At 70.6% G+C, this 13,534-nt stretch carries 12 protein-coding genes; 9 read left to right on the top strand and 3 right to left on the bottom strand.

From position 1 onward, the window contains the following. The first annotated feature begins 37 nt into the window (after positions 1-37). From desA to ACZ67M_RS01285, 4 genes are read left to right on the top strand one after another with little or no spacing between them, the layout of a single operon-like run. A complete protein-coding gene (gene desA, locus ACZ67M_RS01300) occupies positions 38-1,480 on the top strand; it encodes a lysine decarboxylase DesA (RefSeq protein WP_361354261.1) in 1,443 nt (480 codons plus the stop codon). Continuing rightward, a complete protein-coding gene (locus ACZ67M_RS01295) occupies positions 1,464-2,744 on the top strand; it encodes a lysine N(6)-hydroxylase/L-ornithine N(5)-oxygenase family protein (protein WP_469849095.1) in 1,281 nt (426 codons plus the stop codon). Before desA ends, ACZ67M_RS01295 begins: the two co-directional genes overlap by 17 nt. Continuing rightward, complete coding sequence (locus ACZ67M_RS01290; RefSeq protein WP_469849093.1) at positions 2,741-3,301, top strand: GNAT family N-acetyltransferase; 561 nt, start codon at positions 2,741-2,743, stop codon at positions 3,299-3,301. The genes ACZ67M_RS01295 and ACZ67M_RS01290 overlap by 4 nt, the downstream gene beginning before the upstream one ends. Then, positions 3,298-5,067 (top strand): IucA/IucC family protein, encoded by a 1,770-nt coding sequence (locus ACZ67M_RS01285; protein WP_467320348.1) that lies wholly within the window; start codon positions 3,298-3,300, stop codon positions 5,065-5,067. Before ACZ67M_RS01290 ends, ACZ67M_RS01285 begins: the two co-directional genes overlap by 4 nt. A 96-nt stretch (positions 5,068-5,163) precedes the next feature. Here the strand turns inward: ACZ67M_RS01285 and ACZ67M_RS01280 are convergent, their stop codons facing one another. Then, entirely contained in the window at positions 5,164-6,765 is a 1,602-nt protein-coding gene (locus ACZ67M_RS01280) for a beta-N-acetylhexosaminidase (RefSeq protein WP_469849091.1), read from the bottom strand. A 102-nt stretch (positions 6,766-6,867) separates the two neighbouring features. On the opposite strand from ACZ67M_RS01280, the gene ACZ67M_RS01275 reads away from it, so the two are divergent. From ACZ67M_RS01275 to glmS, 3 genes are all read left to right on the top strand, one after another. After that, complete coding sequence (locus ACZ67M_RS01275; RefSeq protein ID WP_361354246.1) at positions 6,868-7,749, top strand: DUF4429 domain-containing protein; 882 nt, start codon at positions 6,868-6,870, stop codon at positions 7,747-7,749. A gap of 76 nt (positions 7,750-7,825) precedes the next feature. Continuing rightward, the gene (locus ACZ67M_RS01270; protein WP_122619966.1) at positions 7,826-8,083 is read left to right on the top strand and encodes a hypothetical protein; all 258 of its coding nucleotides are present in this window, start codon (positions 7,826-7,828) and stop codon (positions 8,081-8,083) included. 33 nt (positions 8,084-8,116) lie between these two features. Next, complete coding sequence (glmS, locus tag ACZ67M_RS01265; protein WP_122619965.1) at positions 8,117-9,934, top strand: glutamine--fructose-6-phosphate transaminase (isomerizing); 1,818 nt, start codon at positions 8,117-8,119, stop codon at positions 9,932-9,934. 160 nt (positions 9,935-10,094) lie between these two features. Here glmS and ACZ67M_RS01260 read toward each other — a convergent pair whose 3' ends face one another. Both ACZ67M_RS01260 and ACZ67M_RS01255 read right to left on the bottom strand, forming a co-directional pair. After that, positions 10,095-10,658, bottom strand: a complete 564-nt coding sequence (locus ACZ67M_RS01260) for a GPR1/FUN34/YaaH family transporter (RefSeq protein WP_361354243.1) — start codon at positions 10,656-10,658, stop codon at positions 10,095-10,097. Between the two features lie 142 nt (positions 10,659-10,800). Continuing rightward, the gene (locus ACZ67M_RS01255) at positions 10,801-11,328 is read right to left on the bottom strand and encodes a universal stress protein (protein WP_361354240.1); all 528 of its coding nucleotides are present in this window, start codon (positions 11,326-11,328) and stop codon (positions 10,801-10,803) included. A gap of 293 nt (positions 11,329-11,621) precedes the next feature. On the opposite strand from ACZ67M_RS01255, the gene ACZ67M_RS01250 reads away from it, so the two are divergent. Continuing rightward, the gene (locus ACZ67M_RS01250; RefSeq protein ID WP_469849089.1) at positions 11,622-11,948 is read left to right on the top strand and encodes a hypothetical protein; all 327 of its coding nucleotides are present in this window, start codon (positions 11,622-11,624) and stop codon (positions 11,946-11,948) included. Positions 11,949-12,334: 386 nt separating this feature from the next. Beyond that, positions 12,335-13,525, top strand: coding sequence for a helix-turn-helix domain-containing protein (locus ACZ67M_RS01245; RefSeq protein ID WP_469849087.1), 1,191 nt, complete (start codon positions 12,335-12,337; stop codon positions 13,523-13,525). Positions 13,526-13,534: the final 9 nt, after the last annotated feature.

Genomic DNA, 13,534 nt, shown 5'->3' with positions numbered 1-13,534 from the left:
CCTCCCTCTCGGACCGTCCCCACCGGAGGACCCCCGCATGCGCTCGCACCTGCTCAACGACACCACCGCGGAGCAGTACCGCCGCTCCGTGACCGAAGGAGTCGAGCGGGTGGCCGCCAGAATCGCCACCACCGACCGCCCGTTCACCGGTGTCACGGTCGACGCCCTCTCCCCCCGCATCGACGAGATCGACCTCGACCGGCCGCTGCACGACACGGCCGCGGTCCTCGACGAGCTGGAGGACGTCTACCTCCGCGACGCCGTCTACTTCCACCACCCCCGCTACCTCGCCCACCTCAACTGCCCGGTCGTCATACCGGCGGTGCTCGGCGAGGCGGTGCTGTCCGCCGTCAACTCCTCCCTGGACACCTGGGACCAGTCGGCCGGCGGCACGCTCATCGAGCGGAAACTGATCGACTGGACCACCGAGCGGATCGGCCTCGGCCCCGCCGCCGACGGCGTGTTCACCTCCGGCGGCACCCAGTCCAACCTCCAGGCGCTGCTGCTGGCCCGCGAGGAGGCCAAGACCGACTCCCTGGGCAAACTGCGCGTCTTCGCCTCCGAGGTCAGCCACTTCAGCGTGCAGAAGTCGGCGAAGCTGCTCGGCCTCGGCCCGGACGCCGTCGTCTCGATCCCCGTCGACCAGGACAAGCGCCTGCACACCGTGGCCCTCGCCCGTGAGCTGGAGCGCTGCGCGCAGGACGGCCTCGTGCCCATGGCCGTCGTCGCCACGAGCGGCACCACCGACTTCGGCTCCATCGACCCGCTCCCGGAGATCGCCGCGCTCTGCGAGCAGTACGGCGTGTGGATGCACGTGGACGCGGCCTACGGCTGCGGGCTGCTCGCCTCCCTGAAGTACCGGGACCGGCTGGCCGGCATCGAGCGGGCCGACTCGGTCACGGTCGACTACCACAAGTCCTTCTTCCAGCCGGTGAGTTCCTCCGCCGTGCTGGTCCGGGACGCGGCCACCCTGCGCCACGCCACCTACCACGCGGAGTACCTCAACCCGCGCCGCATGGTGCAGGAACGTATCCCCAACCAGGTGGACAAGTCGCTCCAGACCACCCGCCGCTTCGACGCGCTCAAGCTGTGGATGACGCTGCGCGTGATGGGCGCCGACGGCATCGGGCAGCTCTTCGACGAGGTGTGCGACCTGGCCGCCGAGGGCTGGCGGATGATCGCCGCCGACCCGCGCTACCACGTCGTGGTGGAGCCGAGCCTGTCCACCCTGGTCTTCCGCTACATCCCGGCGGCCGTCACCGACCCCGCCGAGATCGACCGCGCCAATCTGTACGCCCGCCGGGCCCTGTTCGCCTCCGGCGACGCCGTGGTCGCGAGCACCAAGGTGGCCGGACGCCACTACCTGAAGTTCACCCTGCTCAACCCCGAGACGACCACGGCAGACATCGCCGCCGTCCTCGACCTGATCGCCGGCCACGCCGAGCAGTACCTGGGAGAGTCCCTTGACCGCGCTTCCTGAAGCCAGTGCCACGTACGACTTCGTGGGGATCGGCCTCGGCCCCTTCAACCTCGGCCTCGCCTGCCTCACCGAGCCCATCGACGGGCTGAACGGCGTCTTCCTGGAGTCCAAGCCCGACTTCGAGTGGCATGCCGGCATGTTCCTGGACGGCGCCCACCTCCAGACCCCGTTCATGTCGGACCTGGTCACGCTCGCCGACCCGACCTCCCCGTACTCCTTCCTCAACTACCTGAAGGAGAAGGGCCGGCTGTACTCGTTCTACATCCGGGAGAACTTCTACCCGCTGCGCGTCGAGTACGACGACTACTGCCGCTGGGCCGCGAACAAACTGAGCAGCGTCCGCTTCTCCACGACGGTGACCGAGGTGACATACGACGAGCGCGAGGAGCTGTACGCCGTCGCCACCACGGCCGGCGACACCTACCGCGCCCGCCGCCTCGTCCTCGGCACCGGCACCCCGCCGCACATCCCCGACGCCTGCCGCGGTCTGGCCGGCGACTTCCTCCACAACTCCCAGTACGTCCAGCGCCGCGCGGAGCTGGTGAAGAAGGAGTCGATCACGCTGGTCGGCAGCGGTCAGTCCGCCGCCGAGATCTACCAGGACCTGCTCAGCGAGATCGACGTCCACGGCTACCGCCTGAACTGGGTGACGCGCTCCCCGCGCTTCTTCCCGCTGGAGTACACCAAGCTCACGCTGGAGATGACCTCCCCGGAGTACGTGGACTACTACCACGCGCTGCCGGAGCCCACCCGCTACCGCCTCACGACGGAGCAGAAGGGCCTGTTCAAGGGCATCGACGGCGACCTGATCAACGACATCTTCGACCTGCTCTACCAGAAGAAACTGGGCGGACCGGTCCCCACCCGGCTGCTCACCAACTCGGCCCTGACCAGCGCCCGTTACACGGACGGCACGTACACCCTGGGCTTCCGCCAGGAGGAGCAGGGCACGGACTTCGAGATCGACACCGAGGGCCTGATCCTGGCCACCGGGTACCGATACACCGAGCCGGAGTTCCTCAAGCCCGTCCGCGACCGGCTCCGCTACGACTCCCGCGGCAACTTCGACGTGGCCCGCAACTACGCCGTCGACGTCACGGGCAGCGGTGTGTTCCTCCAGAACGCGGGGGTCCACACGCACAGCGTCACCAGCCCCGACCTGGGTATGGGCGCCTACCGCAACAGCTACATCGTCCGAGAGCTGCTCGGCACCGAGTACTACCCGGTCGAGAAGTCGATCGCGTTCCAGGAGTTCAGCGCATGACCACCCCCACGACATCCGCCACCAGGAGGATCGGCGCCCTCACCCTGCGCCCCCTCGACCCGCTCAGGGACGCCGGGCTGCTGCACGGCTGGCTCACCCACCCCAAGTCCGCGTTCTGGATGATGCAGGATGCGAAACTGGTCGACGTCGAGCGGGCCTACATGGACCTGGCCGCCGACCCGCACCAGGACGCGTTCATCGGCCTGCACGACGGCGTCCCCGCCTTCCTGATGGAGCGGTACGACCCGGTCCACCGCGAGCTGACCGGCCTGTACGAGCCGGAGCCCGGTGACGTCGGCATGCACTTCCTGGTCGCCCCCACCGACCGGCCGGTGCACGGCTTCACCCGCGCCGTCATCACCGCCGTCATGACCGAGCTGTTCGCCGACCCGGCCACCGCCCGCGTCGTCGTCGAGCCCGACATCGACAACAAAGCCGTCCACGCCCTGAACGAAGCCGTCGGATTCGTGCCCGAGCGCGAGATCCAGAAGCCGGAGAAGAAGGCGTTGCTGAGCTTCTGCACCCGCGAGCAGTTCGAGAAGGCGGTGTCCCGATGAGCCTCGCCGACGCCGTCGCCCACCTCTCCCCCGAGCGCTGGGAGCAGGCCAACCGCCTCCTGATCCGCAAGGCGCTGGCCGAGTTCACGCACGAGCGGCTGCTCTCCCCCGAACGGGACGGCGAGCGGTACGTCGTCCTCAGCGACGACGGCCAGACCCGATACCGCTTCACGGCCACCGTCCGCGCCCTGGACCACTGGCAGGTGGACGCCGACTCCATCACCCGCCACCGCGACGGTGCCGAACTCCCGCTCGCCGCGCTGGACTTCTTCGTCGAGCTGCAAAAGACGCTGGGCCTGAGCGAGGAGATCCTGCCGGTCTACCTGGAGGAGATCTCCTCCACCCTCTCCGGCACCTGCTACAAGCTCACCAAGCCGAAGGTCACCTCCGCCGAGCTGGCCCGGAGCGACTTCCAGGCCGTCGAGACCGGCATGACCGAGGGCCACCCGTGCTTCGTCGCCAACAACGGGCGGCTCGGCTTCGGCATCCACGAGTACCTGTCGTACGCCCCCGAGACCGCGAGCCCGGTCCGGCTGGTGTGGCTGGCCGCCCACCGCTCGCGCGCCGCGTTCACGGCCGGCGTCGGGATCGAGTACGAGTCCTTCGTCCGCGACGAGCTGGGCGAGGGGACCGTCGACCGCTTCCACGGCGTCCTGCGCGAGCGGGGCCTGGACCCGGCCGACTACCTGTTCATCCCGGTCCACCCCTGGCAGTGGTGGAACAAGCTCACCGTCACCTTCGCCGCCGAGGTCGCCCGCGGGCACCTGGTCTGCCTCGGCGAGGGCGACGACGAGTACCTGGCCCAGCAGTCCATCCGCACCTTCTTCAACGCCTCGCACCCCGGGAAGCACTACGTGAAGACGGCCCTGTCCGTCCTCAACATGGGCTTCATGCGCGGCCTGTCGGCGGCCTACATGGAGGCCACCCCGGCCATCAACGACTGGCTCGCCCGGCTCATCGAGGGCGACCCGGTGCTCAGGTCGACGGGCCTGAGCATCATCCGGGAGCGGGCCGCCGTCGGCTACCGGCACCTGGAGTACGAGCAGGCCACCGACCGCTACTCGCCGTACCGCAAGATGCTGGCGGCGCTGTGGCGGGAGAGCCCCGTGCCGTCGCTGCGGGACGGCGAGACGCTCGCCACCATGGCCTCCCTCGTCCACGTCGACCACGAGGGCGCCTCCTTCGCGGGCGCGCTGATCGAGCGGTCGGGCCTCGCGCCCGCCGAGTGGCTGCGGCACTACCTGCGCGCCTACTACGTCCCGCTGCTGCACAGCTTCTACGCCTACGACCTGGTGTACATGCCGCACGGCGAGAACGTGATCCTGGTCCTGGAGGACGGGGTGGTGCGGCGCGCGATCTACAAGGACATCGCCGAGGAGATCGCGGTGATGGACCCGGACGCGGTCCTGCCGCCGGAGGTCGCCCGGATCGCCGTGGACGTGCCCGAGGACAAGAAGCTCCTGTCCATCTTCACGGACGTCTTCGACTGCTTCTTCCGCTTCCTCGCCGCGAACCTGGCGGGCGAGGGCATCGTGGAGGAGGACGACTTCTGGCGGACGGTCGCGGAGGTCACCCGCGAGTACCAGGAGTCGGTGCCGGAACTGTCCGAGAAGTTCGAGCGGTACGACATGTTCGCGCCCGACTTCGCGCTGTCCTGCCTCAACCGGCTCCAGCTGCGCGACAACCGGCAGATGGTGGACCTCGCCGACCCGTCCGGCGCGCTCCAGCTGATCGGCCGGCTGGAGAACCCGCTCGCGGGCCGGTAGCCGGGCCCATGGACGGGCGGGCACCCCGGAGACGGTCCTCCGGGGTGCCCGTCGTCGTGTCCGCGACCGGCCGGACCAGGTCCGGCTCGGGGCCGCTCAGGTCCAGGGGACCTGCGGCGAGCGGTAGTAGTCGATCCCCATCGCCTCCCAGCGCGGAGCCTGCGCGGCCAGCCGCACCTTGTAGGTGTCCCAGTCGTGCGTCGACGCCGGGGACCAGCCCAGTTCGGCGACGCCCGGCAGCCTCGGGAAGGCCATGAACTCCAGCTGCTCCGGGTCGGAGAGGGTCTCCGTCCACAGCGGCGCCTCGACACCGCGCACCGCGGAGGCCGGGGCGCCCGGCAGATAGGCGGCCGGGTCCCAGTCGTAGGACCGCTGCACCTCGACATAGCCCGCCCAGGACAGACCCAGCGGGGTGTCCTTGGTGTACTTCATGTCCAGGTACGTCCGGTCGGCCGGGGACAGGATCAGCCCGGTCCCGTTCCGCGCGGCCTCGGCGACCTGGGCCTTCTCCGCGTCACTGGTGCGGTCCAGGCCCCAGTACTGGACGAGCGCGCCCTCGACCGGTTCGGCGCTCGCCAGCTGGTGCCAGCCGACGACCGTCTTGCCGTACTTCGCGACGATCGGCTGCACCCGCTTCATGAAGGCGACGAAGTCCTCGTGCGGCGTGGAGTGCGCCTCGTCGCCGCCGATGTGGAGGTAGCGGCCCGGGGTGAGCGCGGCCAGCTCGCGCACGACGTCGTCGACGAAGTCGTACGTGACCTCCTTGCCGACGCACAGCGAGCTGAAGCCGACCTTGGTGCCGGTGTACAGCGGCGGCGCGACACCGTCGCAGTTCAGCTCGGCGTAGGAGGCGAGGGCCGCGTTGGTGTGGCCCGGCATGTCGATCTCGGGGACGACCTCCAGGTGGCGGGAGGCGGCGTGGCGCAGGATCTCCTTGTAGTCGTCCTTGGTGTAGTAGCCGCCGGGGCCGCCGCCGACCTCGGTGGAGCCGCCGTACGTCGCCAGCCGCGGCCAGGAGTCGATGGCGATGCGCCAGCCCTGGTCGTCGCTGAGGTGCAGGTGGAGCTTGTTGTACTTGTAGAGGGCGACGCGGTCGATGTACTGCTTCACCTCGTCGACGGTGAAGAAGTGCCGGGAGACGTCCAGCATGGCGGCGCGCCAGCCGTAGCGGGGGGTGTCCTCGACGGTTCCGCCGGCCACCAGCCAGGGGCCGGGCTGCACGGAGTCCTTCTCGACGGCGGCGGGCAGGAGCTGACGGAGGGTCTGGACGCCGTGGAAGAGGCCGGCCGCCGCGCGGGCGGTGATGGTGACGCCGGAGCGGCCGCTGTCGAGGCGGTAGCCCTCGTCGCCGTAGGAGCCCTTGGCCAGGCGCAGCTGGATGCCGCCGTGGCCGTGGGAGGTGACGGGCAGCCGGTAGCCGGTGGACGGCCGCAGGACCCCGGCCAGGTAGTCGCCGACGCGGCGGGCCTCGCGCGAGTCGTCGACGCGGATGTGGGTGGAGCGGGTGATGCGGTACGGGGCACCGCCCGGGTCGACCGAGGCGGGGGCCGGGATCACCCGGTCCAGGGGGGTCGCGGCGGTCTTGTGCGCGGGTGCCGCGCCGGTGGTGATGGCGCAGGCCGTCGCCACCAGAAGCAGCGATCCCAGCAGCCGGCTGGTGCGGGGAGTCGTTCGGTGGTGCCGTCGATGAGGTCTCACGTGCGCGCTCCCTTCGCGGGTGTGCGGTACGGGTGTTGGGGACGGGTGTAGACCACTCTCCCGCACCATCACCGCCCACAGAAGCGATGAAACAATCCGCGCATGGCGGAAATCATCCAGAAGGACGGAACGTGGGTCTTCGACGGCGACTCGCTGCGGCTGACTCCTGGACGCGACAAGAGCGTCGCCCTGCTGCGCCGGGAGTTGGGTGAACTGCTCGTCCCGCTCTCGGCGTTGGCGGGCATATCGTTCGAGCAGGGCCGCAAGTCCGGCCGGCTGCGGCTGCGCCTGCGGGACGGCGCCGACCCGCTGCTGCACGCGACGGGCGGCCGGCTGACCGAGCCGCACGACCCGTACCAGCTCCTCGTGGAGTCCGACCGGTACGGCGTGGCCGAGTACTTCGTGGACGAGGTGCGCAACGCGCTGCTCCTGGACCAGGTTCCGTCCGGCCCGGTGGACGCGTACCTGCTGCCGGGCCCCGCCGTCCCGCTGTCGGTGTCGGCCGGGGACGGCATCGCGAGCTTCGACGGCGAGCGGGTGCGCCTGGAGTGGAAGTGGCAGGCGGAGGACGCCAAGTCGGCCGGGGGTCCGCGCACCCTCCCCCTCGGCGACATCCTCTCGGTGGAGTGGCAGCCGGAGGTGGGCATGGAGAACGGCCACCTCCGGTTCACCGTGCGGGGCGCGCCGAGCAAGGTGCCGCCCAAGTACGACCCGAACGCGGTGGAGCTGTGGGGGTTCAAGAAGGACCCGCTGATGGCCCTGGTCGCCGCGGCCGTGCAGGCCCGCCTCCCGCACCCGGCCGCCCCCGCCGCCCCGGAGAAGGCCCTCCCGCCCGGGGACGCGCCCGGCCCGGCGCCCGCGGCCGAGGACGACCACGACGCGCTGCTGCGCCGGCTGCGGGAGCTGGGTGAGCTGCACCGCTCCGGGGTCCTGACGGAGGAGGAGTTCAACCTGGCCAAGCAGGCGGTACTGAAGCGGTTCTGACCGGCCTCCGCCGACCCCTGCCCGAATTCGGGCAGGATTCTTGCATAACCGTGTCCCGTCCTCCAGGATCTACCGGGTGCACGACGAACTCGTTGATCATCTGACGCGGTCCACCCCCCTGAACCGGGGCGAGGCGCTGCGTGTGATCCAGGACGTGCTCGCCTACTTCGACGAGACGACCGAGGAATTCGTCCGTCGCCGCCACCGCGAACTCCAGACCCAGGGCCTGGTGAACGCGACGATCTTCGAACGGATCGGGGCGGAGCTGAAATACCGGGCGGTGGCACCGGCGGAGCTGTCGCTCCGTCAGCTGCGCCGCATCGTCTACGGCTGAGAAGCCGAAGAGGAACACGAGGTTTACGTATATATGTGCGGAATCGTCGGATACATCGGCAAGCGTGACGTCGCGCCCCTGCTCCTGGAGGGCCTCCAGCGCCTGGAGTACCGCGGCTACGACTCGGCGGGCATCGTCGTCACGTCCCCGAAGGCGGCCGGTCTGAAGATGGTCAAGGCCAAGGGCCGGGTCCGCGACCTGGAGGCCAAGGTCCCGGCGCGCTTCAAGGGCACCACCGGCATCGCCCACACCCGCTGGGCCACCCACGGCGCCCCGTCCGACGCGAACGCCCACCCGCACATGTCGGCCGACCAGAAGGTCGCGGTCGTCCACAACGGCATCATCGACAACGCCGCCGACCTGCGCCGCAAGCTGGAGGCGGACGGTGTCGAGTTCCTCTCCGAGACCGACACCGAGGTCCTCGTCCACCTCATCGCCCGCTCCGAGGCGGAGAAGCTGGAGGACAAGGTCCGCGAGACCCTGCGGGTCATCGAGGGCACCTACGGCATCGCCGTGATGCACGCCGACTTCCCCGAGCGCATCGTCGTCGCCCGCAACGGCTCGCCGGTCGTCCTCGGCATCGGCGAGAAGGAGATGTTCGTCGCCTCGGACATCGCCGCGCTGGTCGCCCACACCCGCCAGATAGTCACCCTCGACGACGGCGAGATGGCCACCCTCAAGGCGGACGACTTCCGCACGTACACCACCGAGGGCACCCGCACCACCGCCGAGCCCACCACGGTGGAGTGGGAGGCCGCCTCCTACGACATGGGCGGCCACGACACCTACATGCACAAGGAGATCCACGAGCAGGCCGAGGCCGTGGACCGCGTGCTGCGCGGCCGGATCGACGACCGCTTCTCCACCGTGCACCTCGGCGGCCTCAACCTGGACGCCCGCGACGCGCGCGCGGTGCGCCGCGTGAAGATCCTCGGCTGCGGCACCTCGTACCACGCGGGCCAGATCGGTGCCCAGATGATCGAGGAGCTGGCCCGCATCCCCGCGGACGCCGAGCCCGCCTCCGAGTTCCGGTACCGCAACGCGGTCGTCGACCCCGACACCCTGTACATCGCCGTCTCCCAGTCCGGTGAGACGTACGACGTGCTGGCCGCCGTGCAGGAGCTGAAGCGCAAGGGCGCCCGCGTCCTCGGCATCGTCAACGTGGTCGGCTCGGCGATCGCCCGCGAGGCCGACGGCGGCATGTACGTGCACGCCGGGCCCGAGGTCTGCGTCGTCTCCACCAAGTGCTTCACCAACACCTGCGTCGCCTTCGCGCTGCTCGCCCTGCACCTGGGCCGCACCCGCGACCTGTCGGTCCGCGACGGCAAGCGGATCATCGAGGGCCTGCGCAAGCTGCCCGCGCAGATCGCCGAGATGCTGGAGCAGGAGGAGGACGTCAAGAAGCTGGCCGCGCAGTACGCCGACGCCCGCTCGATGCTCTTCATCGGCCGCGTCCGCGGCTACCCGGTCGCCCGCGAGGCCTCCCTGAAGCTCAAGGAGGTCTCGTACATCCACGCCGAGGCCTACCCGGCCTCCGAGCTGAAGCACGGCCCGCTCGCCCTGATCGAGCCCGCGCTGCCGACGGTCGCGATCGTGCCGGACGACGACCTGCTGGAGAAGAACCGCGCGGCCATGGAGGAGATCAAGGCCCGCAGCGGCCAGATCCTCGCCGTCGCCCACCAGGAGCAGGAGAAGGCCGACCACACCATCGTCGTCCCGAAGAACGAGGACGAGCTGGACCCCATCCTGATGGGCATCCCCCTCCAACTCCTCGCCTACCACACGGCCCTGGCCCTGGGCCGGGACATCGACAAGCCGAGGAACCTGGCGAAGTCGGTCACGGTGGAGTAGCGCCCCGTTTGTGGCTTTTCAGGGGCGCGGGGAACTGCGCGACCAGCCACAGCGAACCTGCACGGGCAACACAACCGAACGGCCCCCCCACGTGTGCCACCAAACACGTGGGGGGGCCGTCTCATCACCGGGGAGCCGCCCAACCCCCCAGCCGGCGCAGCTAGCCGGTGGCCGTCACTCCCCGGCGCGCAGCGCGTCGCGAGACACCCGTGGGCCAGTGGGCCAGGACCGCGGTCGCCGCGTACCAGGCGACCACCCCCGCCCCGACGGCGAACCATCCGCCCGCCTTGCCCAGCGCCGTACTGTCCGCGAACGAACCGACGGCGAGCAGCAGCAGGGACACGCAGAGCAGCCCGTACATCCCCTGCCCGAGCGCGTCGCCGCCGGCGAACGTGAGGGTGAGGGCGACGAGGGCGAACAGGAGCAGGAAGAGTCCCGCCGCGTTGGCGGAGACCTGGTTGTCGGCGGAGACGGCCCAGGTGAACCAGAGCGCGCCGAGGACGGTGAAGGCCGTTCCGGAGGCGGTGTCGCTCTCGCGCAGTGCGAGCAGACCGGCGACGAAGAGCGCGACGCCGCCGACGTACTGGGCGACGGTCACGGCGTCCGCAGCCGTCACCTGGTCGATCACGGCGGTGTGACCGAGGCCGAAGGCCAGCAGGGTGATGCCGAGGGCGAGTCGGCCGGCGATGGTGGTGGTGCTTCCCGCGGAGACGTCGTTGTCCACGGCGGGCTCCCTTCATGCATGTGCGGTTGTGCGGTGACACGTATATGCCCTTCACAAAGGCACAAACACCTCTACGCGTCGGTAGCTTCACGCTGCATGAACAGGGGGGCCGACCGGGACGGCCGAGCCCAGCCCGGGACGGCTACGGAATGATCACCACGGGCCGCTTCGCCCGCTTGGCGAGCCGTCCGGCGACGGAGCCGAAGAGCCGGCCCACGAGACCGTGACTGGAGCCGACGACGATGGCGTCCGCCGCGTACTCCCGGCCCACCTCTTCGAGTTCGTGGCAGATGTCGCCGCCGCGCTCGACCAGGATCCAGGGGACGTCGGCGAGATAGTCGGCGCACGCCAGCTCCAGACCCAGCACCTCGGTGCGGTGGTCCGGCACGTCCACGAAGACGGGAGGCTCGCAGCCGGCCCACACCGTGGTGGGCAGTCGGTTGGCGACATGCACGATGACCAGGCCGGAGCCCAGGCGGGATGCCATGCCGATGGCGTACGCGAGGGCACGCTCACTGGATGTGGAGCCGTCGAAGCCGACCACGACCCCGTGCTTGAAGGCGGGGTCGCACGACTGGCGTGGCTCTTCGGCCGCCAGGGGCTCGGCCGCCGTAGGTTCGGCGACGGGCCGCTTGCGGTCCGCGGGTTCGAAGAATTCGTGACCGGCCATGGCTGTCTCGGCGTTTTTATCCTCTATGGGGGCCAACAGTGGGCGGCTGAGCTGTGTCCGGGAATGGTCTTCCCAACCCCATACCCCCAAGGGTACGGCGGCACGCCTCCTTCGCCCAGATCCCGCGGAGGGTCCGCCGCGGGGTTCACCGGAGCATGCCCGAGGGGCGCCCGCAACGCAATGGTTGCTGCCCTGTACAGGCGGTTTGCACGGGATTCAACTGCCGGTGACCGGTCGTGACCGACGCGCCGCGCGGGCGTTGATCTCCATGCCGCCAGCCCCAGGGAGCACTCGTGTCCGGACCGCACCACCCCGCCGAGCCGACGTCCGCCCCCTCCCGGGACGGCGTGACCGACCTCGTCCGCTGGGCGGCGTTCAGTTGCTTCCTGGTCCTGGTCGCGCTCCTCTGGTACGGCACGTCCTTCGCCGGCACGGCCGGCACCGCCCTCGGCCTGGCCGCCGTCACCGGCGTCTGCCGTCTGCTGCTGCGGCGGTCCGAGCGCCTCGCCGCGCACCCGTGCGGCGGGGAGCGCGCGGGGCGGGGCGGCCGCCGGCGCAGGCCCGCGGCGCGGGCACGCGGGGGCGGACGGCACGCTGGGGAAAACACACCGGTCGACTGACCGGTTTCCGCGCACAGTTCCGCTTCTTTTCAGCCAACTTCCAGGGGTGGCTCATCTACCCCCCTCACCACCCCCAAACCCCCGTTCCACCTGCACGGACAGGGTCTCGGGGACCCCGCGCACCCTACGGGGATTGGCCACTGACACAAGGCGCACTTCCCTGGGGCGCCCCAGAGTGCAACGCTTCGTGATCGACTGCTTCACGCCAAGTTGCCATGTCGACAATGTCCCAAGTGCCGAACCGGCCATCCCGGCGCGACGGGACACAGTAGATTCGATCTTGACTGTCTACGGCGGGGGACTCGTGCAGGACCGAGGGGAAACGTGTTGGAGCGACAGACCCGAAGGGTAGAGGGTGCCGCGACCACCGAGGGGGGCTTAGCAGTATGAGCCACGACTCCACTGCCGCGCCGGAAAGCACCGCCCGGAAGCTCTCCGGGCGACGCCGCAAGGAGATCGTCGCGGTGCTGCTGTTCAGCGGCGGCCCCATCTTCGAGAGTTCCATACCGCTGTCGGTGTTCGGGATCGACCGCCAGGACGCCGGCGTGCCGCGCTACCGCTTGCTGGTGTGCGCCGGTGAGGACGGCCCGCTGCGGACCACGGGGGGCCTCGAACTGACCGCGCCGCAGGGCCTGGAGGCGATCTCACGCGCGGGCACCGTCGTCGTGCCGGCCTGGCGGTCGATCACCTCGCCGCCACCGGAGGAAGCGCTCGACGCCCTGCGCCGGGCGCACGAGGAGGGCGCTCGCATCGTCGGGCTGTGCACCGGCGCATTCGTGCTGGCGGCGGCCGGCCTGCTGGACAGCCGTCCGGCGACCACGCACTGGATGTACGCGCCGACGCTGGCCAAGCGCTATCCGTCGGTGCACGTGGACCCGCGCGAGCTGTTCGTGGACGACGGCGACGTGCTGACGTCCGCGGGCACCGCCGCCGGGATCGACCTGTGCCTGCACATCGTGCGCACCGACCACGGCAACGAGGCGGCCGGCGCGCTGGCCCGCCGCCTGGTGGTGCCGCCGCGCCGGAGCGGAGGCCAGGAGCGCTACCTGGACAGGTCTTTACCGGAGGAGATCGGCGCCGACCCGCTCGCCGAGGTCGTCGCCTGGGCGCTGGAACACCTCCACGAGCAGTTCGACGTGGAGACGCTGGCCGCGCGCGCCTACATGAGCCGCCGCACCTTCGACCGCCGCTTCCGGTCGCTGACCGGCAGCGCGCCGCTCCAGTGGCTGATCACCCAGCGGGTGCTGCAGGCGCAGCGCCTGCTGGAGACGTCGGACTACTCGGTGGACGAGGTCGCGGGGCGCTGCGGCTTCCGCTCGCCGGTGGCCCTGCGCGGTCACTTCCGCCGCCAGCTGGGGTCCTCGCCCGCCGCCTACCGTGCCGCCTACCGGGCACGGCGCCCGCAGAGCGAGCGTCCGGTGGATCCGGATCCGGCCGGCGCGGGAGCCCCCCGGCCGCCCGCCCCGGCCGAACCGGCCACCCTGTCACCGGAGGGCTCGGTCCCGTTCCAGACCCGCCGCACGGCGGCCCCGGTCCCGGCGGCGGCCGGCGTCCCGGGCCAGCGGAGCGCGCCGTGACCTGACACT

Source organism: Streptomyces sp. NPDC107500 (genome assembly GCF_055582785.1).
The sequence above is the reverse complement of the archived record's forward strand: the minus strand, read 5'-3'. Positions and strand labels throughout refer to the sequence as shown.